General features: G+C 60.3%; 20 protein-coding genes and 3 tRNA genes. 10 read left to right on the plus strand and 13 right to left on the minus strand.

Annotated features, from left to right (window positions below):
- Positions 1–24: 24 nt before the first annotated feature.
- The 5 genes from RX395_RS07610 to RX395_RS07630 form a co-directional block, all read right to left on the minus strand.
- Positions 25–1,821: an AAA family ATPase gene (locus RX395_RS07610; RefSeq protein ID WP_316366648.1), complete on the minus strand. Its 1,797-nt coding sequence runs from the start codon at positions 1,819–1,821 to the stop codon at positions 25–27.
- 202 nt (positions 1,822–2,023) lie between these two features.
- The gene (locus tag RX395_RS07615) at positions 2,024–3,775 is read right to left on the minus strand and encodes a VgrG-related protein (protein WP_316366650.1); all 1,752 of its coding nucleotides are present in this window, start codon (positions 3,773–3,775) and stop codon (positions 2,024–2,026) included.
- A gap of 128 nt (positions 3,776–3,903) precedes the next feature.
- Positions 3,904–4,323 carry an HI0074 family nucleotidyltransferase substrate-binding subunit gene (locus tag RX395_RS07620; RefSeq protein WP_035138648.1) on the minus strand — a complete coding sequence of 140 codons (420 nt, stop codon included), beginning with the start codon at positions 4,321–4,323 and terminating at the stop codon, positions 3,904–3,906.
- Positions 4,310–4,597 carry a nucleotidyltransferase family protein gene (locus tag RX395_RS07625; protein WP_316366652.1) on the minus strand — a complete coding sequence of 96 codons (288 nt, stop codon included), beginning with the start codon at positions 4,595–4,597 and terminating at the stop codon, positions 4,310–4,312. Before RX395_RS07625 ends, RX395_RS07620 begins: the two co-directional genes overlap by 14 nt.
- A gap of 8 nt (positions 4,598–4,605) precedes the next feature.
- A complete protein-coding gene (locus RX395_RS07630) occupies positions 4,606–5,037 on the minus strand; it encodes an RrF2 family transcriptional regulator (RefSeq protein WP_055310594.1) in 432 nt (143 codons plus the stop codon).
- A gap of 224 nt (positions 5,038–5,261) precedes the next feature.
- Between RX395_RS07630 and sufC the strand changes: the two genes are divergently transcribed.
- Genes sufC through sufU form a run of 5 tightly spaced genes read left to right on the plus strand, consistent with a single transcriptional unit; the run spans position 5,262 to position 10,507 of the window.
- On the plus strand, positions 5,262–6,062 hold the full coding sequence (gene sufC / locus RX395_RS07635) for a Fe-S cluster assembly ATPase SufC (RefSeq protein ID WP_316366655.1): 801 nt from the start codon (positions 5,262–5,264) through the stop codon (positions 6,060–6,062).
- A gap of 12 nt (positions 6,063–6,074) precedes the next feature.
- Complete coding sequence (sufB, locus tag RX395_RS07640; protein ID WP_316366656.1) at positions 6,075–7,487, plus strand: Fe-S cluster assembly protein SufB; 1,413 nt, start codon at positions 6,075–6,077, stop codon at positions 7,485–7,487.
- The gene (locus RX395_RS07645) at positions 7,487–8,758 is read left to right on the plus strand and encodes a SufB/SufD family protein (RefSeq protein WP_316366657.1); all 1,272 of its coding nucleotides are present in this window, start codon (positions 7,487–7,489) and stop codon (positions 8,756–8,758) included. The genes sufB and RX395_RS07645 overlap by 1 nt, the downstream gene beginning before the upstream one ends.
- The gene (locus RX395_RS07650) at positions 8,755–10,080 is read left to right on the plus strand and encodes an aminotransferase class V-fold PLP-dependent enzyme (protein WP_316366659.1); all 1,326 of its coding nucleotides are present in this window, start codon (positions 8,755–8,757) and stop codon (positions 10,078–10,080) included. Before RX395_RS07645 ends, RX395_RS07650 begins: the two co-directional genes overlap by 4 nt.
- On the plus strand, positions 10,073–10,507 hold the full coding sequence (sufU, locus tag RX395_RS07655) for a Fe-S cluster assembly sulfur transfer protein SufU (RefSeq protein ID WP_316366661.1): 435 nt from the start codon (positions 10,073–10,075) through the stop codon (positions 10,505–10,507). The genes RX395_RS07650 and sufU overlap by 8 nt, the downstream gene beginning before the upstream one ends.
- Positions 10,508–11,168: 661 nt before the next feature.
- On the opposite strand, the gene RX395_RS07660 is transcribed toward sufU, so the two are convergent.
- Positions 11,169–12,161: a transposase gene (locus RX395_RS07660; RefSeq protein WP_316366663.1), complete on the minus strand. Its 993-nt coding sequence runs from the start codon at positions 12,159–12,161 to the stop codon at positions 11,169–11,171.
- Positions 12,162–12,384: 223 nt separating this feature from the next.
- On the opposite strand from RX395_RS07660, the gene RX395_RS07665 reads away from it, so the two are divergent.
- From RX395_RS07665 to RX395_RS07675, 3 genes are all read left to right on the plus strand, one after another.
- Positions 12,385–13,119, plus strand: a complete 735-nt coding sequence (locus RX395_RS07665; protein ID WP_006235554.1) for an iron-sulfur cluster assembly scaffold protein — start codon at positions 12,385–12,387, stop codon at positions 13,117–13,119.
- Between the two features lie 18 nt (positions 13,120–13,137).
- A complete protein-coding gene (locus RX395_RS07670; protein WP_006235553.1) occupies positions 13,138–14,142 on the plus strand; it encodes a GGGtGRT protein in 1,005 nt (334 codons plus the stop codon).
- A 256-nt stretch (positions 14,143–14,398) separates the two neighbouring features.
- Positions 14,399–15,925, plus strand: coding sequence for an FAD-binding protein (locus tag RX395_RS07675; protein ID WP_316366667.1), 1,527 nt, complete (start codon positions 14,399–14,401; stop codon positions 15,923–15,925).
- Between the two features lie 393 nt (positions 15,926–16,318).
- Here RX395_RS07675 and RX395_RS07680 read toward each other — a convergent pair.
- From RX395_RS07680 to RX395_RS07690, 3 genes are all read right to left on the minus strand, one after another.
- A tRNA-Lys gene (locus RX395_RS07680) sits at positions 16,319–16,391 on the minus strand.
- Between the two features lie 43 nt (positions 16,392–16,434).
- Positions 16,435–16,510: transfer RNA gene (locus tag RX395_RS07685), tRNA-Lys, on the minus strand.
- A gap of 22 nt (positions 16,511–16,532) precedes the next feature.
- Positions 16,533–16,609: transfer RNA gene (locus RX395_RS07690), tRNA-His, on the minus strand.
- Between the two features lie 166 nt (positions 16,610–16,775).
- Between RX395_RS07690 and RX395_RS07695 the strand changes: the two genes are divergently transcribed.
- Together RX395_RS07695 and RX395_RS07700 are read left to right on the plus strand one after the other, a co-directional pair.
- Complete coding sequence (locus RX395_RS07695) at positions 16,776–17,957, plus strand: pyridoxal phosphate-dependent aminotransferase (RefSeq protein ID WP_271740438.1); 1,182 nt, start codon at positions 16,776–16,778, stop codon at positions 17,955–17,957.
- Between the two features lie 141 nt (positions 17,958–18,098).
- Positions 18,099–18,989 (plus strand): ROK family protein, encoded by an 891-nt coding sequence (locus tag RX395_RS07700; RefSeq protein WP_117770214.1) that lies wholly within the window; start codon positions 18,099–18,101, stop codon positions 18,987–18,989.
- Positions 18,990–19,102: 113 nt separating this feature from the next.
- On the opposite strand, the gene RX395_RS07705 is transcribed toward RX395_RS07700, so the two are convergent.
- The 4 genes from RX395_RS07705 to RX395_RS07720 all read right to left on the minus strand — a co-directional run.
- Entirely contained in the window at positions 19,103–19,552 is a 450-nt protein-coding gene (locus RX395_RS07705) for a VanZ family protein (RefSeq protein ID WP_316366670.1), read from the minus strand.
- Between the two features lie 7 nt (positions 19,553–19,559).
- Positions 19,560–20,960, minus strand: a complete 1,401-nt coding sequence (locus tag RX395_RS07710) for a hypothetical protein (RefSeq protein ID WP_316366672.1) — start codon at positions 20,958–20,960, stop codon at positions 19,560–19,562.
- 312 nt (positions 20,961–21,272) lie between these two features.
- Positions 21,273–23,846 carry a transcription termination factor Rho gene (gene rho, locus RX395_RS07715; protein WP_316366674.1) on the minus strand — a complete coding sequence of 858 codons (2,574 nt, stop codon included), beginning with the start codon at positions 23,844–23,846 and terminating at the stop codon, positions 21,273–21,275.
- Between the two features lie 381 nt (positions 23,847–24,227).
- Positions 24,228–24,442 (minus strand): hypothetical protein (locus RX395_RS07720; protein ID WP_316366676.1); only part of this gene is annotated, 215 nt, incomplete at its 5' end.

Here is a 24,442-nt window from a genome sequence, read left to right on the forward strand (position 1 = left end):
CGGAAGCCGGAAACACCTCGGCGCTTAAAGCAGCTGGCACACCGTAGCCACATGCTGCCCATCAAAACCGAACCCCCAGCGCATGCGACCCACGCCGGGGCGCGGTACACGGATTTCGTCGATGCCGCCGCGCTCTATGTCGAGTAGCGACTGCACGGCCAGCAATTCCAGGCCCAGCGCATCCACATCGGGGTCATACATCAAGTTAATCGTTATCAGCGGGCGCTCGTCCAGCATGCCAATCGTGTCTGCTACGTCGAACACAGCACCCGTAGGGAAAACCTGGATGTCCCAGCGACCCGCGCCACACTTTCGTCTCGAGGCAGGATTGGCATAGCCCGGCAAGCCAAAGCAGAGCCCCTGCAAGAGCAGATGATATGGCAGCGGCGTATCTAGGTCGGTCTCACCGATTCCCGCATCACCCAGGATGCGGCTTAGCGCCCGCCTCACCGCATCCTCATCCCCACGGCACAGCCCGTCGCGAAACGCATCGACGTCTCGAATGTCTTCGGCAGCGCACTCAAACCACTCAACAATCACTAGACGCAAGGCCTGTCGAAGCTCGTTATTGGGCAATCGCAAAGCACGGAGGCGATCGCCATACTCTGGCTCCTCAGTCATATCCGTCGTCAGGAAACCGGACAGATACAGCGCCGTCCACAGGCCATCATCAGGCGAGACATCTGGCTCTGCAGTGCCCAAACAAAGCGGGACCTCAGCGCACCCATGGGCCTCGAGCAAATCAAACAAGACCGAAAGGCGGTCGAGATTCCACCCGGCGACTACCCTACTCAGGCAATCGGCATATCCATACAGATCGGCACGCACAGGCGCCGTGCAGCCTCGGTCCAGAAAACCGATCACGCGCGCTGGACTCGAGCAATAGGCCCTGCCAAACCGATACCCCTCGAGCCATTCACGCGCATCATCAAGGTATTCCTCGCGCCCAGCATGATTCAACAGAGCCAGGACCTCGGCATCCGAAAAGCCGAACCAACGGTCACACCACGTCGAAAGCGGCGTCGACAGACAATACGAGCAGCCGCGCGAAGAAAGCGCCGCTTCGGCAGGACCGGGACACTCCCCCATCAGACACGTCAGCCGCAACGAATCGCGCGCAGTGGCAATGGCGTCGAACAGCACGCGATCGAATAGCCCTGCCGGATCGGCGCCGGAAGCGACCCTCGCGCTCGCACGGCCCAACCACGCCGCGTCGTACCCATCAACGAGCAATACAACCTGCTCATCGCAGGCCATCTCCAGCAGCTCAATGAGCACGCCAAGCACCGAGGCGACCTCGTCCTCGCCCGCCGCGCCACGCGCAACACGTTCGATGTGACGCACCTTATCTCGAGCTAAATCCGGAGCCTCCAAAAGCGCCAGCAGGCGGGCGCACTCGCCCGAAAGAGCATCGCGCACGACGTCGGCAATAGCGGCGCCACGCCTCGCAGCGCCAGAAAAATCCAGCGATATCACCGGATAGCAAGCGTACTCATCCCGATAACGCCCGCCGTCCGCATCCCAAATCTGAGCATCGGCAAACGAGCTCCGACCGGCGCGACCGACCGCGGGACGCTCCAGAAAAGCCCTGAGCATCGACAAGTTCATGCTCTTGCCAAAACCCTCGGGTCGACAGCACACCACAACGGACGTGTCGCAGTCCAGCACATCGGCAATAAACATGGTCTTGTCAACCAGCATGCAGCAACCAAGGGCCTCCGCATAGTCGTGTATGCCAATGGGCAAAACAGCATTGTCGGCACAGCCGATCAAGCGCACGCCAAAGCCAGCAGCACAATCAACATTTGCCTGTTCAGACACCAAAACGTTCCCCCTAAATCGCAGCACGATGCCAATTGTAATGACCGCATCGCATGTACCGATGTCGCCGCGCGAACATATCGGGCAACGGTAGCAACAAGAGGTATGAGGGGGCATAACTAATCGTTGCACAACAAAACGGGGCCCGATGCATTCGCACCGGACCCCGTCCCAACTCTTTAGTTATCTGGCAACCGAGAGGCTACTCCTCCGAGCCGTCCTCCCCAGAAGCTTTCTTCTGCTGATCGAGCTTATGCTTACCACTTACGATAGACGTAGCGCCCAGTGTGGCCAAGCTTGCACTGGCAAGGCTCGCCATAACGATAAGGTCGCCCGTCTTGGGCATGTTACCGCCAGATGACTTGGTCGTTGTAGTCGTCGTGGTTGTAGTGGTCACCGTCTTGGAGTCATTTTGCTCTTGGGCCTGGTTGTCAGCACCGCTCTTGTCGTCGTCTTCGGGCTGTTTCTTTTCGCCCTCGGTCTTGCTCTCGTCCTTCTTCTGTTCGGACTTGTCGCCCTTCTCCTCAGAGCTAGAACCCTTATCGGATTCGGTCTTCTCGGAAGCCTTGTCCTTGGAGTCGCCCTTTGAGGCCTCGGTCTTTTCCGTGGAAACCTGATCAGAGTTGTCCTTGTTCTGGGCCGAGCCGTTATTGACGCCAGCCATCAGCGAAGAACCCAGCGTAGAACCAAGCTGCTCGGAGAAAGAGGGCTTCTTGTCCGGCGAAGCAACGGGAGCGTCCGGCGCTTTATTCGAGTCGTCCTTGGAAGCATCGGAATCAGGGGTTGCGTCAGAGCCGGAGCCGTTGTTAGAGCCGGTAGATGAGTTAGAGGTGTCAGCGCCGGTCGAACCAGAAGCGTCGCTGTCCGTATTGCCGGCAGAGCTTGAAGGCGAATCGCCCGCAGCAGAGCCGTTCGAATCGGAGCCGTTCGAGGTAGAGCCGTCGTTGGTAGTGCCACCAGCAGAGCCATTACCGTCAGCATCGGTCGAGGGCGCATCCATCCTGTCATCGTTGGCATCGTCACTCGAGTCGTCATTCGAATCAGGTGTCGGCGAGGGCGCCGGTGTGGGCTCGGGCTGCACGGGCGTCGCGGCGGCAGCCTCGTCCTCAGCGATATAAACCAAGCAGTCCTTTAGCTCGTTGCGGTAGCGGTTCTTCCAGCCCTCATGATACTGGGGTTGGCTCGAATACTTGGTCGCCACGTTATTGACCACGCTGTTGGAAAGCGCCGTCACAAACTCGCGATCGGACATATCGTTGGAAAGATTCGCCCAGCGGAAAAAGTCCCTGCAGCCACCAGTGCCGCACATGTTGGTAATGCTCCACACCATGCCCTTGACGCAGTCAGCGCGGCCCGAAATATCAATACCCAGGCCGCTCTTGAGCCACGCCTCGGTCACCGCATAGTACGAGTTGTACGCATAAGCATCTTGAAGTGCTGAGAACTCAACAGGATCGGTGTTGTAAGCACCCTGGAAGGCCTCCTGCGCAATACGGCCCAACTCGGTGAGCTGGCCGTTCTCGTACATGGCATTGCTCGTGTTGGAAATCTCGCTGCCGCGATCAATCGCATCCTTGAGCATGCTGTACTTGGCAGAATCGTAGTTGTAAACCTGCTTCATAAACGGAATGAGCGACCAGCGGCGATCAAACTGATAGTAACCCAGTGCGTTATAGCCGTCACCAAACGAAAATCCCTGGTTGTAGTTACCATGGCTCTCGTACTTGGTAAAGTACTTCATCTCGGGAGTCACGTTGACAAACGAAACGCCCTGGACCGACCTCAGCACGCCCGAGAAGGACTGCTGGGTGTAGAGACCTTTATCGATATCGGTGGCATCCGAGGCAACGCCCGGCGTGGGCTCCTCGGCAGCGGCGGGTGCCGGCGCGGAAACGGCGCCAAACGAAAGCGCCAACGTCAGGCCCGCGACAATCGCAGAATGCTTGGGCTGCATAAGATCCTCCCTGCATTGGTGTAGTTAAAGTTCAGTTTGCAAAGATAAAAATAAGTATTGCAGCTCGCCCGTTGTTGCACAACAACCCCTCGGTAAACGGCAACAACCCTCCGCGAAATCTTAAGGAATTAGACAAACTGGTCATCGGGCGCCAACAGAAGCTCGCCGTAACGTTTCGTCAGCCCGTCTCTCAACTGGCAGAAAGCGGGAATATAGACGTTCAAGATGCGCTGAATCAAATCTTGAGCGAGCTTGTTGTCGTAGATATGGACGTTCGTATTGCGGTCTCTGAGCATATCCAGCCAGGCTGCCTCATCAATAAAGTCGTAGAATCGGTAGGACTCCTTCAAGATGGCACGAGGAGACCCCGACGCGGCAAGCGTGGCGCCCTCATACTCGAGCAAACGCTTAAGGAGCTTCCAGCTCAGTTCAAATTGAAGATTGAACTTATTAATCAATCCACTCTGAACAAAATCATTGTTGAGATCCTGATTGGGCGCATCCTCAAGATTCGCCAAGGCGCTGGCAAAGTTCTCATATTTTTTCATACAGAATCACACCATCCCTGGCAATTTCATCGAGCAATTGCTGCGATAAGGACTCGTCGAGATTGACGACATCTACATCTAAAAGAGTATCAAGACGCTCCTCGATCAAATATGAGAAACGGCCGAAATCCTGACAACCTGCTACGGCGATGTCAATATCGCTCTTAGGCAAACCGTCACCTCGAGCGCGAGAACCAAACAGCACAACCTTCTCGGTATCACATTCCCGAGCAAAAACTTCGATTTGCTTGTACACCTTATCGAGAGATGTCATTTGCAGCCCTACAACTTAATGTCAAAGTTGATCTCGGGGACGGCGGCCAAGTCGGCCAACGTCACGCCGTCGACGTATTTTTCGATCACGTCGTCCAGACCGCGCCAGAACTTGACGGTCGAGCACAAATCGCTGCGGGTGCAGCTGTTGTCGATGCCGTCGCACGCCACCGGAGCCGTGCTGCCCTCGACGGCACGCAGGATGTCGCCAGCACGCACCTCGGCGGGGTCCTTGGCCATCATGTAGCCACCGCCTTTGCCACGCACGCTCTTAAGCAGGCCAGCCTTCATAAGCGGACGAACCAGCTGTTCCAGATACTTCTGCGAGATATGCTCGCGGTCGGCAACCTCGCGCAGGGCAATTTTGCCCTCGGCGTCACCGAGCGCCGCGATATAGATCATCAGCCGGAGGGCATAGCGGCCCTTGGAAGAAATGAGCATACCTACCCTCCCATCGCATCTGGGACAACATAACCAGGTCTGTTTGTCCCAAATCTTAAGTAAGTGGGACAAACAAACCTTGTTATTTTGTCCCACATCTAGAAATGTCGAGTGGATTAGTCGGGTTTTCCCTTGACTAACGCCGAACCCATAGTAACTTTATTCCGAGAAGATTCCTAGGGTTTAGTACACCTATGAGTACACCATATACAGAGAGGGACAGCATGAGCGCAAATCCGCTGCTTTCCATCGAAGGTCTCACCGCCTCCGTGGACGAGAAGACCATCCTCCACAACGTCAACCTCAACGTCGCCGCCGGAGAGACCCACGTGCTGATGGGCCCCAACGGCGCCGGCAAGTCCACCCTCGGCCACCTGGTCATGGGCGACCCCGTCTACACGGTCAACGACGGCCGCATCGTCTTTGACGGCCAGGACATCACCGAGCTCACCACCGACAAGCGTTCGCGCGCCGGCCTGTTCCTGAGCTTCCAGGCCCCGGTCGAGATTCCGGGCGTGCCGCTGTCGAGCTTTTTGCGCGCCAGCATCGCCGGCCGCCCCGGCCTGGAGATGAAGGGCAAGGAGTTCCGCCGTCGCGTCAAGGAGCTCGCGGCCGAGCTCAACATGGATACCGCCTATCTCAACCGCGAGCTGGGCGTGGGCTTCTCGGGCGGCGAGAAGAAGAAGGTCGAAATGCTCCAGCTTCTGCTGCTGCAGCCCAAGCTCGCCATCCTGGACGAGACCGACTCTGGTCTGGACGTCGACGCGCTTTCCACCGTCAGCCACGGCATGGACGCCTACCGCAAGAGCTGCGACGGCTCCATGCTCATCATCACGCACAACACGCGCATCCTGGAGCACTTGGATGTCGACCGCGTCCACGTTATGGTCAAGGGTCACATCGTGCGCGAGGACGACGCCTCGCTCATCCCCTGGATCGACAAGAACGGCTTTGAGACCTTCGAGCGCGAGGCCGCCGAGCAGCGCGCCCAGGCCGAGTCCGTTGCTGCCGAGCAGCAGGCGTAAAGGGGCGACGCAATGACCAAGAACCGCACCGAGGTCGCGGACATCGACCGCAGCCTCTACGACTTCACCTATGGCGAGGAGGGATTCGAGCGCCTCGACGCCGGCATCACGCCCGACATCGTGCGCGAGATCAGCGCCAAAAAGGACGAGCCGCAGTGGATGCTCGACCTGCGCTTAAAGTCCCTCGAGATTTTCAACCGCTTCCCGGATCCGACGTGGGGCCCCTCCATCGAGGGCTTGGACATGGACAACATCGTCACCTATGTCAAGCCCAACACCGACCAAAAGCACGACTGGGAGTCGGTGCCCGACGACATCAAGAACACCTTTGAGCGCCTGGGCATCCCCGAGGCCGAACGCAGCTACCTGGCAGGCGTCGGCGCGCAGTACGACTCCGAGCTCGTCTACCACAACATGCAGGACACCGCCTCCAAGATGGGCATCGTCTACTCCGGTATTGAGGAAGCCCTGCACGACCCGCAGTGGGAACCGCTCATCCACGAGAAGTTTATGACGCTCATCCCACCCACCGACCACAAATTTGCGGCCCTGCACGGCGCCGTATGGTCGGGCGGCTCGTTTGTCTACGTGCCCAAGGGCACCAAGTTGGACTTCCCGCTGCAGAGCTACTTCCGCCTTAACGCCAAGGGCGCCGGCCAGTTTGAGCACACGCTCATCATCGTCGAGGACGATGCCGACCTGCACTTTATCGAGGGTTGCTCCGCGCCCAAGTACAACGTGGCCAACCTCCACGCCGGCGCTGTCGAGCTTTTTGTGGGCAAGCGCGCGCACCTGCGCTACTCGACCATCGAGAACTGGTCCAAGAACATGTACAACCTCAACACCAAGCGTGCGCGCGTGGACGAGGACGGCGACATCGAGTGGATCAGTGGCTCCTTCGGCAGCCACGTGGGCTACCTCTATCCCATGAGCGTGCTCAACGGCCGCCGCGCCCGTTCGAGCTTTACCGGCATCACCTTTGCCGGCGCCGGGCAGAACCTCGACACCGGCTGCAAGGTCGTGCTCAACGCGCCCGATACCTCGGCAACCGTCGAGACCAAGGGTATCTCCAAGAGCGGCGGTATCCAGACCTTCCGCAGCTCCATCGTTGCCACGCCCAAGGCCGAGGGCTCCAAGGCAACCGTGAGCTGCCAGTCGCTGATGCTCGACGACCAGAGCCGCTCCGACACTATTCCGGCCATGGACATCCGCGCCAAGAACGTCGACATCGGCCACGAGGCCACCATCGGTCGTATCGGCGACGACAAGGTGTTCTACCTGATGAGCCGCGGTATCCCGGAGGAAGAGGCTCGCACCATGATCGTCAACGGCTTTGCCAACCCGGTCTCCAAAGAGTTGCCGCTGGAGTACGCCGTCGAGATGAACAACCTGATCAAGCTCGAGATGGAAGGAGCGATCGGATAATGAATCAGACCACGAACACCGCTGCTACCACCCTTGAGCAGGTCAATGCGATGCCGGCTGCCACATGGGGCTGGCTGAAGATGAATCAGACCAAGCTCGAGCTCTCTGACGAGCTTGCTGCCGCTCCCGCCGAGACCATTGAGGTCGAGGGCTTGGACGAGCAATTTGCTGGCGTGGCAGACGCGTTCGACGCCGCTATGGACGCCATGGCCGAACGCTTCCCCGAGCGCCGCGCCTCCGCCCCGGGTGATGCCGCCGACCGCGCCCGCATCACGCCCGAGACCGAGCTCGACGTGCCCGCCACCTCCGTCTACCAGGCCGGCGCCATTAAGCTCGAGGAAGAGCTCTCCCCTGCTGAGGCCTTCGAAACCGGCATGGGTGAGGCTGCCTACGCCTACTTGGCCGAGCACGCTACCAAGCGCATCGTCATCGATGTACCCGCATACAAGCACGCCACGGTTACCGTGCGCGTGAGCGGTGTCGATGCAGCCGCGGCCATCGCCGCCATCGACGTCGTCGCCCGTCCTCAGTCAACGCTCGATCTGCTTATTGCCCTGGACTCCCCCGTTACCGGCGAGGGTGTCGTGGGCTCCGTGCTACGCGTGTGCGCCCACGAGTACGCCACCGTCAACGTGACCTGCACGCAGACGCTCGACGATAGCTGGATCGCGCTCGACGACACCGGCCTGTTCCTGGACGAGGGCGCGCGCGTCAACGTGCAGCACACCGTCCTGGGTGCTGGCGCCAGCGCCACCGGCCTTGCCGGCGACCTGCTAGGCGATACCGCCAAGGTCACCATCGATACTGACTACCTTGGCGCCCGCGAGCAGGTGCGCGACTTCAACTACGAGCTGCGCCACCGCGGTCGCAAGACCGAGTGCGAGATCGACGCCAACGGCGTGCTGACCGGCACGTCCAAGAAGGTCTACCGCGGCACCATCGACCTCGTGCACGGCTGCAAGGGTGCAACCGGCACCGAGCGCGAGACGGTGCTTTTGGCCAACAAGGGCGTCGACAACAAGACCGTTCCCGTCATTCTCTGCGACGAGGACGACGTCGCCGGCAACCACGGCGCCACCATCGGTCACGTCCGCGACGAGCAGCTGTTCTACCTCGCCTGCCGCGGCCTTGACCAAAACGCCGCCGAGGACCTGTTCATCCGCGCCAAGCTGGAGGACGCCGCGCTTTCCGCCACCGACGAGCGCACCCACGCAGCCGTCGTCCGCCTGGGCAACAACCTGATCGACAACTTTGAAGAGGAGCTCGCATGATCGACACCGAGCACGTTAAATGCGACACCTGTACTGCCCCCGAGCCCATGGAGCTCGACGCCAGCGACGAGGCTTCGCGCGGCTGGCCCACTGTGGACATCGAGACCAACCCCTACAAGGCGCAGTTCCCGCTGTTTCAGCAGCACCCCGAGATCGCCTTCCTCGATAGTGCCGCCACCGCGCAGCGCCCTGCCTGCGTGCTCGACGCCGAGCGCGACTTCTACCAGCGTATGAACGCCAACCCCCTGCGCGGCCTGTACTCGCTGTCCGTCGAGGCCACCGAGGCCATCGCGAAGGTCCGCCAGCAGATCGCCGACCTCATCGGCGCCTCACAGGCCAACGAGGTCGTCTTCACCCGCAACACGAGCGAGTCGCTCAACCTGGTCGCCAAGAGCTTTGCGCCAACGGTGCTCGAGCCCGGTGACGAGGTCGTCATTACCATCATGGAGCACCACTCCAACCTGATTCCGTGGCAGCAGGTCTGCCGCGAGACCGGCGCCAAGCTCGTCTACCTCTACCCCACCAAGACCGGCCAGCTCACCACCGAGGAAGTTCTTGCCAAGGTTGGTCCCAAGACCAAGATCCTGGCCGTGGGCCAGGTCTCCAACGTGCTGGGCGTCGAGAACCCGGTCAAGAACCTCGGCAAACTCGTGCACAAGTACGGCGGCTATCTGGTCGTCGACGGTGCGCAGTCGCTGCCGCACATGCCGGTCAACGTGGCCGACCTGGGCGCCGACTTCTTTGCCTTTAGCGCGCACAAGGCCATGGGCCCCATGGGCATCGGCGTGCTGTGGGGCAAGATGGACCTGCTCAACGCCATGCCGCCCATGCTCACTGGCGGCGAGATGATCGATTCGGTCACCGAGCAGGACGCCGTCTGGGCGCCCGTCCCCGAGAAATTCGAGGCCGGCACGCAGGACGCCGCCGGCATCTTCGCCACGGGTGCGGCACTCGACTACCTGGTCAACACGGTGGGTTACGAGAACATCCAGGCACGCGAGCAGGCACTCGTCCACTACCTGATGGGCGAGCTCATGCAGCTCGACTTTGTCCAGATCATCGGCTCCATCTATTGGGATAACCACCACGGCGTCGTGAGCTTTAACGTCAAGGGCATCCACCCGCACGACGTCGCGAGCATCATGGACATGGACGGCGTCTGCATCCGCGCCGGCCACCACTGCGCGCAGCCGCTGCTTACCTGGCTGGGCGTCGAGAACCTCGCCTGCTGCCGCGCCAGCGTGGCCTTCTACAACGACAAGGCCGACATCGACAAGTTCATCGCCGGCCTGCATCACGTTTGGAGCACGTTCAATGGGTAATCTGTACACCTCTACCACATTTATGGAGCATAACTCGCACCCCGACTATAAGTACGAGATGGATGCTCCCACACACGAGCACGACGGCATCAACCCCAGCTGCGGCGACAAGCTCACCTTGCAGCTGCGCGTCGAGAACGGCGTGATCGAGGAGGCCTCCTTTACCGGCCACGGCTGCGCCATCAGTCAGGCCAGTGCCGACATCATGGCCGACCTCATCACCGGCGAGACCGTCGAGGAAGCGCGTCGCTTGGCAGGGCTCTTCCTCGCCATGATCCGCGGCGAACAGCTCTCCGAGGAGGACCTGGAAGATCTGGACGAGGCCGCCCAGCTCCAGGACATCTCGCACATGCCCGCCCGCGTCAAATGCGCCGAGCTCGCCTGGCGCACCCTCGACGGCATGCTCGAGGGGCAAACAAACCAGTAGTTTATGCCCCGAATCCAAGGTTTTTGATTGCCGAGCCGCCCGATACGGGCGGCTCTGTTTTTACCTAATGAGCGCGAACGCACAAAGTCCGCGCGTCCGGCGCCCCGTCTGACATTTGCCACACAGCCAGACGCGAGCACGGGCGTTTTCCACAGCACCAAAGGCCTGCGGCAGGGCCCCGGGCCCGCCAAGCAATGCGCCAAGCCCCGTTCTGCGAAGCTCCGACTCGCTTCGCGCCTGCCGCAGACGGGTCCCATAGGGAGCGGCGTGCATTTTTGCGAGTATTCAGCACGCCAAGCTGTGTGTATACGCATCGAAAGCGTTAATCAACGTCTTTAGGCGCATATATATTGTGTTTTAGAACAAGCATCGCGGTCTGACGGGACGCAGGCACGTGCTTCGGGGGCGCAACGGCGGGAATCAATAGCTTCGGGACCCGTATGTTGCAAGATTGCGGCGGTGCCGACAGCAACACGATGCTGAAAACTCCGTTTTTTGCACGGCGCAGACGGGGGTAGGCATGGGCAAACCCGGACCGAGCCGTTATTTTATGCAAGATGGCGATTTTTCTATGCATATTAAGAAGTGCAGTTACCGTACCAAGCTTTTAGAACAATGGTTGTGGCATATGGGCGACCCCAGCTGCGGTGCACAGGCAGTCCTACGCCACGTTTCGGCCAGTCTGCACCGCCGTTCGTGCACAGGCACGCACGATACGAGAAACGGTACTTTTGCCAATCCCCGTATATCGCTCAATCTGACGCACCGTAAAACCGGCATCGTGCAATCCAAGAATGACGATATTGCGCTGCGCCGACGGCGCGGCTTTAACCCCGTGGAGCGGAACCCCGAGGCTCTTCGCCATCTTGTCGGCAAAGGCGTGGCGTTCCCATTCCGTCTCTTTCATATCGCACAGCGCTGGCTCACTGCCGTCGGGCGCCGAAAGCGAATAGGCAATAAAGCCCTCGGCAGAACCAAAAAGCTCAAGCACGCAAGAAGGATCAGAAAATCCCCTCGCGACATCGGCCGCGTCACCGTCGTAAGCGCACAAATGCTCCGCAAAGCTACTCCAGGGATAACGCTCTATTAGGCTAACGCCCGCCTCCTGCGGATCGGCGTGTACGGAGCGAATAGCCTCCATCACCTGCCAGTCGGTATCGAGCGAGCGCCGGTCAAAACGGTTCTGGAACAGATGCCCTGTGCGCCCCGTGCGTTTATTGAACCGCCGCGCGTACGTCAAAAGCAACCGGTGCATCGCCGCGCTCATCCTGTCCTCGTAATCTGTAAGCACCAAATGCACGTGATTGCCCATAAGGCACCAGGCGATAACCGTCACACCCTCCTCGCAGCAGCACTCGCGCATCAGCTCCAAAAACTCCCACCGGTCTTCATCGCCCTCAAAGATGAGCTGTTTGCCCGTACCGCGGGCACAGACATGGTAAAAGCCGGTAACCGTTCTCCAAACGCGCTGCATGGCGCTCCCTTCGCCGGGATCTGCTTGCCATCCAATACAGCACGATTGAAGCGTGCCATCAAAACATTCACGCAAAACAATTCGCTCGCGCGGCCAAAGGCAGTAAACAGGCGGCGAACGGCACCGTTGCAACAGGTCAACCCCTGCAACGCTTACAAGAGCCGACCAAAAGCTTGCCAAAGACTGACCCCCTCTACGGCGGTCCGCGACCACAGAACATAGAGTTAAACCGTTTCAATTAAAACTTCCGGACTTCTCGCTACGAAAACTGAGCCGTTCGCCGAATATTCCGTGCATTTCGCGGTATTATAGGGGCTGCATGTCATGTCCCTTTCGAAGGGTCGCCCGGCAATCGCCAGCCACGACCCCCAGACGGGACGCCAACACGATAGAGAGGAGAGGCATGCAGTACTCACAGGAAGTGGAGAACATGTGCCCCGTTGCCAAGGGTGCATACCACGGCCCCGCACCCATCCCCGAGGAGGGCAAGTGGGTCCAGGCTAAGGAGATTTCCGACATCTCCGGTCTTACGCACGGTGTGGGTTGGTGCGCACCTCAGCAGGGCGCCTGCAAGCTCACGCTGAACGTCAAGGACGGCATCATCGAGGAGGCCCTCGTTGAGACCATCGGCTGCTCGGGCATGACCCACTCTGCCGCCATGGCTTCCGAGATCCTTCCCGGTAAGACCATCCTCGAGGCCCTCAACACCGACCTCGTCTGCGACGCCATCAACGTTGCTATGCGCGAGATCTTCCTGCAGATCGTTTACGGCCGCAGCCAGACCGCGTTCTCCGAGGGCGGCCTGCCCGTGGGCGCCTCCCTCGACGACCTCGGCAAGGGCCTTCGCTCTCAGGTCGGCACCATGTTCGGCACCAAGGCCAAGGGCGCCCGTTACCTCGAGCTCGCTCAGGGCTACGTCACCCGCATGGCTCTCAACGACAAGAACGAGATCATCGCATTCGAGTTCCTGAACCTCGGCAAGTTCACCGACGCCGTCAAGGCCGGCAAGACCCCCGAGGAGGCCATCGCTGGCGCTATGGGCCACTATGGTCAGTGGGAGAACGCTGCCAAGTACATCGACCCGCGCACCGACGAGGAGACTCACTCCGTCGCCAGCGTGTTCCCGGTTCACGAGTAGAAAGGGAGGGAAATAACTATGACTGTTACGTTCGAAGGTTACGAGCGCCGCGCTGACAAGATCAACAAGTGCCTCGCCGACAACGGCATCGCCTCCCTCGAGGAAGCTCTGCAGATCTGCACCGACAAGGGCTTCAACCCGCGTGAGATCGTCAACAACACCCAGTCCATCGCCTTCCAGAACGCCGAGTGGGCCTACACCCTCGGTTGCGCTCTCGCTGTCAAGCGTGGCGCCAAGTCCGCTTCTGAGGCTGCCGCCATCATCGGCGAGGGCATCCAGGCCTTCACCGTTCCCGGCTCCGTCGCCGAGGACCGCAAGGTCGGTCTGGGCCACGGCAACCTGGGCGCTATGCTGCTCTCCGACGACACCGAGTGCTTCGCCTTCCTGGCTGGCCACGAGTCCTTCGCTGCCGCTGAGGGCGCTATCGGCCTGGCTCTGAACGCCAACAAGGCTCGTAAGAAGCCGCTGCGCGTCATCCTCAACGGTCTGGGCAAGGACGCTGCTCAGATCATCGCCCGCATCAACGGCTTCACCTACGTGAAGACCCAGTTCGACTACTTCACGGGCGAGCTCAAGGTCGTCGAGACCATCCCCTACTCCGATGGTCCCCGCGCCGCCGTCAACTGCTACGGTGCCGACGACGTCCGCGAGGGCGTTGCCATCATGTGGCACGAGAACGTCGACATCTCGATTACCGGTAACTCCACCAACCCCACGCGCTTCCAGCACCCCGTCGCTGGCACCTACAAGAAGGAGCGCCTCGAGGCTGGCAAGAAGTACTTCTCCGTCGCTTCTGGTGGCGGCACTGGCCGTACCCTGCACCCGGACAACATGGGCGCCGGCCCTGCCTCTTACGGCATGACCGACACCATGGGCCGTATGCACTCCGACGCCCAGTTCGCCGGTTCTTCCTCCGTGCCTGCGCACGTCGACATGATGGGTCTCATCGGCATGGGCAACAACCCCATGGTCGGTGCCACCGTCGCCTGCGCTGTCGCCGTCGAGGAGGCCCTCAAGGCCTAATCGCGCCCGCGCGATGCTCATATAGTTGAGCTTTGGAGCCGCTACCTTTCGAGGTAGCGGCTCTTTTTGTTTGCACTGGCGCAGGGTAGCTAATGCCGATATATCAGCTGGGGCGAAATACAAGATGTGATGAGATGGAGCGTCAGAGCGTCCATGACGCCCACCTGCCATATTTGCCCTTTACCGATTTGCCGGGTCTTTGCGGCCCCATTGCCGATCACCCGTGCGACAATGCGCCGGACGAGAAAGGAATCCGATGGAATCGACTGATGTACTGGTAATTGGAGCTGGCATTGCGGGCCTTTGCGCCGCCATCGAAGCGGCACGCACGGGTGCAACCGTCACTGTGGCAAGCGTCGGCAAGGCTATGAGTGGATCGAGCTTCTTCCCCGGAACCTGGGGCCTGGGGCTTATCGGACCCGTTAACGAAGACGATGAACAGGACCTCATCGACACCATTCAGACCGTTGGTGGCGGCGTCGCCGACCCCGAGCTTGTCCAGACGTTTGTCCACGGCATTCCCCAAGCAATTGAATGGCTCGAGCAAGACCTGGGCGTTGAGCTCCAGCGTCCACAAAGCGCCGAGAGTGCTCAGCAAAAGCAATTTATCCCCTGCTTTGACCACAAGACGCGCATGTGGCGCGGCCTCACTCGCAAGCCCCTTGAGGACGCTCTGACGACCCGGATCGAGTCGCTCGGCATTCGCCTGCTCCCCCGCCATGAGCTTATCGACCTTGTTGAGGACACGAACGGCAGAATAACCGGAACCGTACTCTACGACCTTACCGAAAATCGAATCGTGCCCTTTGCTGCCAAGGCCACGATCATCGCAGCCGGTGGCACAGGCGGCCTGTTCGAGCGCAGCCTTACGTCGGCTGATGTGCTCAGTTCCTCGCAGGCCATCGCGCTGGCGCACGGCGCAACACTTACTAATATAGAGTTCATGCAGATGATGCCCGGCTTCATCGAGCCCAGGCGTAACTTGGTCTTCAATGAGAAAACCTGGCGCTACGTGCACGTAGACCAGCCGGTAGATATTGCCGACGACAAGCTGGACGACCTGCTCGAGCAGCGCTCTGGATATGGTCCCTTCACGTCACGCTTGGCCTCCCGCGCTATCGATCTCGTCATCGATCAGGCAGGTGTCGAAGGCCTGGCACTCCACTACGACTTCCCCCGCGAGGATGTCCCAGAGTTTGTGCAGACCTTTGCTACGTGGCTGCAAGACGAGCACGGCATCGCTCCGACTGACGAGATGCGCGTTGCGATGTATGCCCACGCCGCTAATGGCGGCATCAAGATCGATAAGACCGCGCACACGGGCGTTGAGGGCCTCTACGCTTGCGGCGAGGCGACAGGCGGCATGCACGGCGCCGACCGCATTGGTGGCTTGTCAAGCGCCAACGGCATCGTATTCGGACGCATCGCAGGCGCATCAGCAGCCCTTGCAGCACAGAAAGAGCCTGAGGCAGCCCTGAAGGCGGATATCGCCCTCCCCCAGTACGGCATAGCCGCAACAGATGCCGATCGCCTGACACAAAGCCTTAGGCACACGATGAGCACCTATTGCATGATCAACCGCACCGAGACGGGCCTATCCGAGGCACTACACGAGCTTGAGGGCTTAAAGACGGAGGCAACGACCTTGAGCACACAGAAAGCCCAGGACAGCGAAGTCGCAGCCCTCGCCCGCCTGCAATCGCAGATTCGACTAGCACAGGAAATGGTCAAAGCCATGCGCAAGCGAACTGAAAGCCTAGGTTCGCACTTTCGAGCGGACTAAATCGATTCTCACCTTGAGTTTGATCACAATTTCTCAACATGTATCGAGCCCCGTAAGCATGATTCCCCTAAGGAGAACACGCTATGGGGCTTTAGTCGTTTTTCCCTAAGGGAATCACGGTGCAGATTCCTCAGCTCCGCGCCCTTTCGGGTTCGACCCCATGCGTGGTCAACAAAAAACGACCAGCCTGAGCCAGTCGCTTTAACAATCTTTGGGTGGGCCGTCAGGGGGTCAGCCTGCTGCGCAGGCGGTCGCTGCGGCGCTTCGCGCCTTGCGCGCTGCGCTGGCAAATGCTTACGCATTTCCTCAGCTCCGCGCCCCGACGGGTTCGACCCCATGTGAGGTTAACAAAAAAGCGACCAGCCTAAGCCAGTCACTTTAACATGCTTTGGGTGGGCCGTCAGGGGGTCGAACCCTGGACCTTGGGATTAAGAGTCCCCTGCTCTACCAACTGAGCTAACGACCCAAAGCTAAAGTCCGTTGTGGCGGACTTTAGAGGAGATATCGTGTGGTGGGCCGTCAGGGGGTCGAACCCTGGACCTTGGGATTAAGAGTCCCCTGCTCTACCAACTGAGCTAACGACCCGATATCAACACGAAGCAAGAACTGGGGTGGGTAAAGGGACTCGAACCCTCGACCTACGGGACCACAACCCGTCGCTCTAGCCAACTGAGCTACACCCACCGTGTCCTGTGCGCTTCGCGCTCGACTATTATTGCAAGGAACGCCACGCGATGCAAGCCCCAATTTTCAAGAATTTTGAAAAGAGTTTTTCGAGACCATTTCGAGCAAATCCCACCGGTTTCATGGGAGTAAACTTGCCCCACTGCAAATCCTCGAAAGGACCGTCATGAAAGAACTCTCCAACCGCACGGCAAGATTTACCGATTCGGTCATCCGCCGCATGACACGCATCTCCAATAAGTATGGCGCTGTCAATCTCTCGCAGGGCTTCCCTGACTTCGATCCCCCAGCGCAGCTGCTCGATAGCCTCAGCGCCATCGCCAGCGACCCCAAGCCGCTCTATCACCAGTACTCCATCACCTGGGGCTCCCAGGCCATGCGCGAGGCGCTCGCCGCCAAACAGGAGCACTTTATGGGCATGCCGGTGAACCCCAACGAGAATATCGTAGTCACCTGCGGCTCCACCGAGGCCATGATGGCCGCCATGATGACGGTCACCAACCCCGGCGACAAGGTCGTCATCTTCTCGCCGTTCTACGAGAACTACGGCGCCGACACGATCCTTTCGGGTGCCGAGCCCATCTATGTGCCGCTCAACCCGCCCACATTCGACTTTGACCGCGAGACACTCGAGGCGGCCTTCCGCGACAACGACCCCAAGGCCATCGTCCTGTGCAACCCTTCCAACCCTTGCGGCAAGGTCTTTACACGCGATGAGCTCACTTTTATCGCCGACCTCTGCAAAAAGTACGACACCTACTGCATCACCGACGAGGTCTACGAGCACATCGTCTACGCGCCCCACGAGCACGTCTATATGGCCACGCTGCCCGGCATGTTTGAGCGCACCATCGGCTGCAGCTCGCTGTCCAAGACCTACTCCATCACCGGCTGGCGTCTGGGCTACACTATCGCCCCTGCCGAAATTACCGAGCGCATCAAGAAGGTCCACGACTTCCTCACCGTGGGCGCCGCCGCTCCCCTGCAGGAAGCCGTCGTCACCGCCCTCAAATTCGACGACAGCTATTACGATGAGGTCCTCGACCTCTACACCGCCAAACGCGACCTGTTCTGCCAGGGACTCGACAGCATCGGTCTTGAGCATAACGTGCCGCAGGGCGCCTACTACGTCATGCTGGACATCTCTGAGTTTGGCTACGACAGCGACCTCGAGTTCTGCGAGGACCTGGCCTCAAAGGTGGGCGTGGGCGCCGTGCCCGGCTCGAGCTTCTTCCGCGAGCCCGTCAACCATCTGATTCGTTTCCACTTTGCCAAGCGTGACGAGACGCTCAACGCGGCGCTGGAGAACCTCAAGTCCCTGCGTGATAAAATCAAACCGCGCGGGTAAGGACGGCCCGGCAACTAAAGCAACCAAAGAAGCCTCGCACCGCCCGCCACGTTGCGAGGCTTCTTTTTATAGCGCTTTCTTAAATGGTTTAGAGCCCTATACTTTAGTCACGGAGCAACTCGTCCCAGAGAGAGGAATACTATGGCAGAACAGCAGCTTATCGGAGCGCTCGAGGCCGGCGGCACCAAGATGGTCTGCGCCACGGGCTATGCAGACGGTACGGTCCTGGAGCGCGAGCAGATCGCGACCACGACCCCGCAGGAGACCGTTGAGGCCGTCAACGCATGGTTTGCGAACAAGGGCATCGCCGCGCTGGGCATCGGCGCATTTGGCCCCACCGCAGTCAACCCCGCCTCGCCCCAATACGGCAAGATCCTGGAGACACCCAAAACGGCATGGCGCTACTTCGACCTGCTGGGCACCATCCAAAACGAGCTCAATATTCCCTGCGGCTACGACACCGACGTCAACGTTGCCTGCTTGGGCGAGGTCACCTTTGGTTGCGCCCAGGGCCTCACGGACGTGGTCTACCTGACCATCGGCACCGGTGTGGGCGCCGGCGTGCTCTCGGGCGGTAAGCTCGTACACGGCATGATGCATCCCGAGGCCGGCCACATCCTGGTCACGCGCGACCCGCGCGACACCATCGGCGAGCATAGCGCTTGCCCCTTCCATGACAACTGCCTCGAGGGCCTCATCGCCGGCCCCGGCGTTAAAAAGCGCTGGGATGGCAAGAGCGCCGGAGACATGGCCGATGACCCAGAGGCCATGGACCTGCTCGCAGGCTATCTGGCACAGGCGCTCATGACCTACACGCTGTGCTACGCGCCGCAAAAGATCATCATCGGCGGCGGTGTGGCCGACCACACCCCCATCGTGCCGCTCGCACGCAAAAAGTGTGCCGAGATGCTCAACGGCTATATCGTCACGCCCGAGGTCAACGACATCGATAACTACATCGTCAACAACAGCCTCGAGGGCAAACAGGGCATTATGGGCTGCCTGGCCCTGGGCGCACAGGCGCTTCAGTAGCAGACGCACCCACAGGGCGTGGCGCGCCCGGCAAATCCGACCTACGGAACGACGCCACCACGCCTCATATAAGTCCTCAAATAAAAAAGGCCGCCTAGGACCAAACATACGTCCTAGGCGGCCTTTTTGGCACATATGAGCGATTGTAGTAGATATCGGAGCACAACGCCCGTTGCCGCTCCACAGTAGTCGATCATCACATCGGTGATCATGCCGGCGCGTCCCGGCACAAAGAGCTGAATCGTCTCGTCGATCGAAGGAATCAGCAGCAGGAACACCGCCGTGGGCAGCAGCACGTCAAAGGTGCGCCGGCCCTCAAAATCAAAGGCGTGCGTTGCCAAGATGCCGAGCACCATATACTCGGTAAAATGCGCGCACTTGCGAACAACAAAGTTGGTCACCCATTCATATGGAAGTCCCACGCCGTGCAGGAAACCGCGGATAGCTTCCATGACCGTCAGGCTCAGCGAGCCCGACCCCGAGCCGGGAACCAGCGAATTGCCCCAGATCAAGAGCGCCATCAGGCAGGTTACAACCGCCCATTTTCGATTGATCTTAACCATGCAGAAGTTATGCCTCCGCGCGGAGCGGCGCGAAGCTGGCGGTACCGCCCTCGATAACGCTCAGATAGGCACGGCCCGTACGCTTGGCGGTAGAGGACTGCAGGCGCTCGATCTCTTCCTCGAGGATCTGATTGACGCGCTCGTGACGACGGTTTTCCATAATGCCGGCGGCAATAGCCTCGGCCCGCTCGATGCTCTCGCGCGAGATACGGGCAGTATCCTCGGGAAACACGGCACTGTGACGGCCGACATAGGCGGGGGCAGCAGGCTGAGGGGCAGCGACGGGAGCGGGGGCTGCAACAGGAGCAGGCTCGTCAATCTCATCCAGAATCGCGGTGGCGGCGGCCCACATGTCCTCGTGGCCCGAGTAATCGGCCATGGGAACATCAACCTCGAGCGAGGCGTCCGGAAGGTCGCCGGTGTCGATGCGATCTTGGGCATCAATCGATGCGGTGATGGCTGCAGGCTCATCGAGGTCATCGAGATCGATGTCCACGGCACCGGAGATGATAGGCATGCTGGCGAGGTTTGCATTGTACGGCGCAGCCTCAGCCGCCTGCTGCTGGACAGGAGCGCCCCAAAGCGAGCTTTCGGCGGCACGGCGGGCGGCAACGGCCTCCTCGTCCGCAGTCATGGCTTCATCAACGTACGAATTGTCGGCAGAAGCGTTCGCGTCCGCCGTGGTAGCGTTGTAGGCGTTATTGGCTGCCGCGTTGGCAACGAGTGCCACGAAAGCCGCCGTGCTGCCCGCAGGGGCGGCCTGGGAACCAGACACGGCGCGTGCCGCGGCGGCGATGTCGTCGCGATTGAAGGAGCCGGTCTGCCCGCCGTTGGTGAGCTCGTCGATGGCGACTTGATAGACGTCGCGCGAGTGTGCAGGGTCGCAGCTCACCGGCGAATCGTCGTCGAGCATACTGTCGATCATGGACCAAGCCTCGTCCTCGTCCATGGCATCTGCGGCTCGAGCGATGGTAGGGACACCATCATCGGCATGACGGCGCTGGAACGCACCAGTCAGGCCGGAAAGGAATGCCGAGGTAGACTGCTCCGCCTGAGCCTGAGAAGCAGAAGTCGCAGCGTAAGGAGTCGCATCCTGCTGCTGAGCTGGAATCGAGGCGGTCTTGAACTCGCTTTGATGCTGATTGAGATTGGCGGCACCGCCCATGGCATCGGGCTGGAACAGACGCTCTTCACGCTGCGCACGGTACTCGGAGATACCCAGCGAGGCGGCATAGATACCCACGCCCGCCACCGCGCCCACGGCGAAGGGAACCGCACCCGCCACGACCGTCTCGTTCACCGACGAAAACGGCAGCGTCGCGGCATACATAACCACGGGAGCGGCAAGGCCGATCCCGCACGAAAGTCCGGCAAGGACTGCTCGTTGTGTTGCATCAGAAGAAGCCATGAGCTCTCCCCATCTTCCAGCACCCAAATCGCATCATTCAGTTGGCTGCGCGAGAGAAGATGAAGCGGGGCTATGCCCCAAAGCAACGGTATATGGTTCGTTTCATCTGCGTTTTCCGTCGCGAAGCTTAAAAGCTATTATGCGAAACCGCCCTGTCGATTGCAAGCGACGATGTCGGATTGAAACGGGAAACCTGCTGCTTGCCAGTCTTATGGTCAAAAATAAGTGCGGAGCGGCGATATGGAAAAGGGCCGAGGCGCAAGCCCCGACCCTTTATCGCATTGATGGCTATCGCTGCGTGTGGATGACAACCTAGAACGTCTGCTCGTAATCGCTGTGCTTTTTGGCCGAACGCACCAGGAACTCCTGGTTGGTGTTGGTGCCCTTAAGACCCTTGATAAACGATGCGGCTGCGCGCTCGGTGTTGTTCATGCCGGCAAGAATGCGACGCAGGCCAAAGACAAACGGGCGCATCTGCTCGTCGACCAGCAGATCCTCGTTGCGCGTACCGGAGGCAACGGGGTCAATGGCCGGGAAGATACGGCGATCGGCCAGGTCGCGGTCGAGCTTAAGCTCCATGTTGCCGGTGCCCTTGAACTCCTCGAAGATGACCTCGTCCATCTTGGAACCGGTGTCGATGAGGGCAGAGGCCAGGATGGTGAGCGAGCCACCGTTCTCGATATTGCGGGCTGCGCCCAGGAAGCGCTTGGGCGGATACAGTGCCGCCGAATCGACGCCGCCCGAAAGGATGCGGCCTGAGGCGGGCGCCGCCAAGTTGTAGGCGCGGGCAAGACGAGTGATAGAGTCGAGCACCACCACGACATCGCCGCCCAGCTCCACGATGCGCTTGGCGCGCTCGATGACGAGCTCTGCCACACGAGTGTGGTTGTCGGCGGGCATATCGAAGGTCGACGCCACAACCTCGCCCTTGATGGAACGCTGCATATCGGTAACCTCTTCGGGGCGCTCGTCGACGAGCAGGCAGATGAGGTGCACCTCGGGGTTGTTAATCGAGATAGACTGGCAGATCTTCTTGAGGATCGTGGTCTTGCCGGCCTTGGGCGGGGACACGATCAGGCCACGCTGACCCTTGCCGATCGGCGACACGATGTCGATGGCGCGACCGGTAATGGAGTCCTTGCCATGCTCCATGCGCAGCGGCTCGTTAGGATAGACCGGGGTGAGGTCACCGAACTTGGGGCGGTTGCGAATCTGCTCGGGGTCTAGACCGTTGACGGTCGTGATTTTGGCGAGGCCGGCGCGCTTGTCGCCGCCGCGCGAAGGACGAAGCGAGCCCTCGATGACGTCGCCCGTGCGCAGACGCGCGGAGCGGATGAGGTAGGCGGGCACGAAGGCGTCGTCGTTGGACTTCATGTAGCCATGGGCATGGATGATACCGGAGCTGTCCGGACGAATCTGCAGGATGCCCTTGATGTCGCGGAAGCCCTCGGCCTTCGCGGCGGTGACGTAGATCTCCTCGACGAGCTCGGCTTTCTTCTTGCCGGTCGTCTCGATCTCGAACTCCTTGGCCTTCTCGCGCAGTTCGGCGACTTTCATGGCCGCGAGTTCCTCGCGCGAAAGCGTGGGCTCGGTGGGAGTGGCGTTGCGCTCCTTGTTGCGCTGTTTGCGATCGCGCTGGCGGTTGCGACGGTCGTTGTTGCGGTCGTCCTTGCGCTCGTTGCGCTCGTCGTTGCGCTTGTGCTGGCGACGGTTGGGACGAGTGTCGTCTTCGCCCTCAGCGGGCGCGGCGCCATCGTTTGCGGCGGCATCGGCGTTAGCCGCAGCGGCGCCATTGGCCTCGGCGCCGGAATCGACCTGTGCTTCGACATCAGCCTGCTGCTCGGACGCCTTGGCCTTAGCGGACTTCTTACGACCGCGCTTGGGCTTCTCGGACGCAGACTGTTCGACGTCTTGGGGCTCGGCGGCATCAGTCGATGCATCGGCGGTCGTCTCGGCGGAATCCTCGGACGCACCCTTCTTGGCAGACTTGGCCTTGGACGTGCGCTTAGCAGCAGTACGATGGCTGCGACCAGGACGGACGTCGGCGGGCTCGACATCGGCGGGAGCGGCCTCGGAAGTCGTAGCATCCTGGACGGGTGCATCGGCAGTGGTTGCAGGCTCGGCGGTCGCCACAGCATCCCGAGCGGCGGCGGCTGCGGCTGCGGCCTTCTCTGCCTCGACGAAGGCCTTGGGCTTGCGACCGCGACGGTGCGGGCGCAAAGCCGGATCGACAACGGGAACTTCGCTGGCCTCGACAGGCGCAGCGGGCTCAGCAGGCGATGTGCCCTCCCCTGCCGCGGAACGGACCGAAGCCTCAGTGAGCTCGGGGGTTACCTGATCGGCAACCTGCTCGGCCTTAGCAGCCGTGCGACGGCGTGTGCGCGGTACCGGCTTTTCGGTCGGCTGGTCGGCGACAGGGGTCTCGGTGGCGGCAGGCGTCTCGGGCACAGACGGAGCTGCAAGCTCGGTCAGAGCCGCGGCCTCGCGCTCGGCAGCACGACGGCGGGCGCGCACCACCTGAGCCTCGCTAATCTGCGCCAACGCACGCGCCTGCGCGACCTCATCGGAAATCGGCGCCGAGGAGTCAGCTGCAACGGTGCGCTTGGCGCGCGTCGTGCGCGTGGTACGGCGCTTGGGCTTGGTGACCTCCTCGCCGTCAGTGGCAGGCTTGACCGTGCGGCGCGTACGCTTGGGCTTTGCCGGAGCAGCCTCCTCACCAGTTGCAGGCACGGCCTTCTCAGCCGCTGAAGGCGTAGGCGTCGAAGCAGCCTTAGGCGTCTCAGGAGCCGAGGCTTGCGCGGGCGCCGCGACCTGGTCCAACGCAACCGGTGCAGCGGGAGCGGCTTGCGTCGTCGTTATTTCGTTTTCTTGCTGTTGATCAGACACAGTGTTTGCTCAACTTTCTTTTCAAGCCCTGTGATCACATGCTCCCTGCATAAACCTTCAGGGCGGCTAAACAGTCTAGCTCCGTCAAATACCGATGGACATCATTAATCTGTATCGAGATATTTGCGTCATATACGCAGCGTTAGTGTAACACAACCGCAACCACCTGCAACTTAGTCATTGAGGACGTTCTTAAACGACTAGTCAAAAGGGACAATCTTTGGTTTAACACCCACAAATCTGACTGCCTCCGCCAAAACTGTGGCGGTTTACTACGATGAATCGCTCAACCGCGATCACTCCGAAACTTGTTGAACTAAAACCGCAGGTAGATGCCTTGCACTTTTTTGCGAAAAGCCGGCGTAGTTGGAATTTCTCATTTCATCGTAGTAAACCGGCATAGCTTCGTATTTCCAGCAGTTCCAAATTCGTCAATACGTCGGCGTTTGCAAAAAGCCCGACCTCCGTGTGAACTGCCTCCCATTTCTTGGACATGAGAAATGGGAGGCTTTCTTTATGCGCGTTGATTTGAGGGTGAAGCATGATATCGAGGCCAGGAAGGCGGCCATAGGGCTCTTCGAGCTCGGGCACGGGTA

Origin of the sequence: Collinsella aerofaciens (assembly GCF_032584215.1) — a bacterium.
In the GTDB taxonomy this organism is placed as follows: domain Bacteria; phylum Actinomycetota; class Coriobacteriia; order Coriobacteriales; family Coriobacteriaceae; genus Collinsella.

What these genes read in the sequence shown, in the direction of transcription:
- RX395_RS07615 (WP_316366650.1), bottom strand. Translation starts at nt 3,775, where the DNA reads ATGCAGCCCAAGCATTCTGCGATTGTCGCGGGCCTGACGTTGGCGCTT.
- RX395_RS07620 (WP_035138648.1), bottom strand. Translation starts at nt 4,323, where the DNA reads ATGAAAAAATATGAGAACTTTGCCAGCGCCTTGGCGAATCTTGAGGAT.
- RX395_RS07625 (WP_316366652.1), bottom strand. Translation starts at nt 4,597, where the DNA reads ATGACATCTCTCGATAAGGTGTACAAGCAAATCGAAGTTTTTGCTCGG.
- RX395_RS07630 (WP_055310594.1), bottom strand. Translation starts at nt 5,037, where the DNA reads ATGCTCATTTCTTCCAAGGGCCGCTATGCCCTCCGGCTGATGATCTAT.
- sufC (WP_316366655.1), top strand. Translation starts at nt 5,262, where the DNA reads ATGAGCGCAAATCCGCTGCTTTCCATCGAAGGTCTCACCGCCTCCGTG.
- sufB (WP_316366656.1), top strand. Translation starts at nt 6,075, where the DNA reads ATGACCAAGAACCGCACCGAGGTCGCGGACATCGACCGCAGCCTCTAC.
- RX395_RS07645 (WP_316366657.1), top strand. Translation starts at nt 7,487, where the DNA reads ATGAATCAGACCACGAACACCGCTGCTACCACCCTTGAGCAGGTCAAT.
- RX395_RS07650 (WP_316366659.1), top strand. Translation starts at nt 8,755, where the DNA reads ATGATCGACACCGAGCACGTTAAATGCGACACCTGTACTGCCCCCGAG.
- sufU (WP_316366661.1), top strand. Translation starts at nt 10,073, where the DNA reads ATGGGTAATCTGTACACCTCTACCACATTTATGGAGCATAACTCGCAC.
- RX395_RS07665 (WP_006235554.1), top strand. Translation starts at nt 12,385, where the DNA reads ATGCAGTACTCACAGGAAGTGGAGAACATGTGCCCCGTTGCCAAGGGT.
- RX395_RS07670 (WP_006235553.1), top strand. Translation starts at nt 13,138, where the DNA reads ATGACTGTTACGTTCGAAGGTTACGAGCGCCGCGCTGACAAGATCAAC.
- RX395_RS07675 (WP_316366667.1), top strand. Translation starts at nt 14,399, where the DNA reads ATGGAATCGACTGATGTACTGGTAATTGGAGCTGGCATTGCGGGCCTT.
- RX395_RS07695 (WP_271740438.1), top strand. Translation starts at nt 16,776, where the DNA reads ATGAAAGAACTCTCCAACCGCACGGCAAGATTTACCGATTCGGTCATC.
- RX395_RS07700 (WP_117770214.1), top strand. Translation starts at nt 18,099, where the DNA reads ATGGCAGAACAGCAGCTTATCGGAGCGCTCGAGGCCGGCGGCACCAAG.
- RX395_RS07705 (WP_316366670.1), bottom strand. Translation starts at nt 19,552, where the DNA reads ATGGTTAAGATCAATCGAAAATGGGCGGTTGTAACCTGCCTGATGGCG.
- RX395_RS07710 (WP_316366672.1), bottom strand. Translation starts at nt 20,960, where the DNA reads ATGGCTTCTTCTGATGCAACACAACGAGCAGTCCTTGCCGGACTTTCG.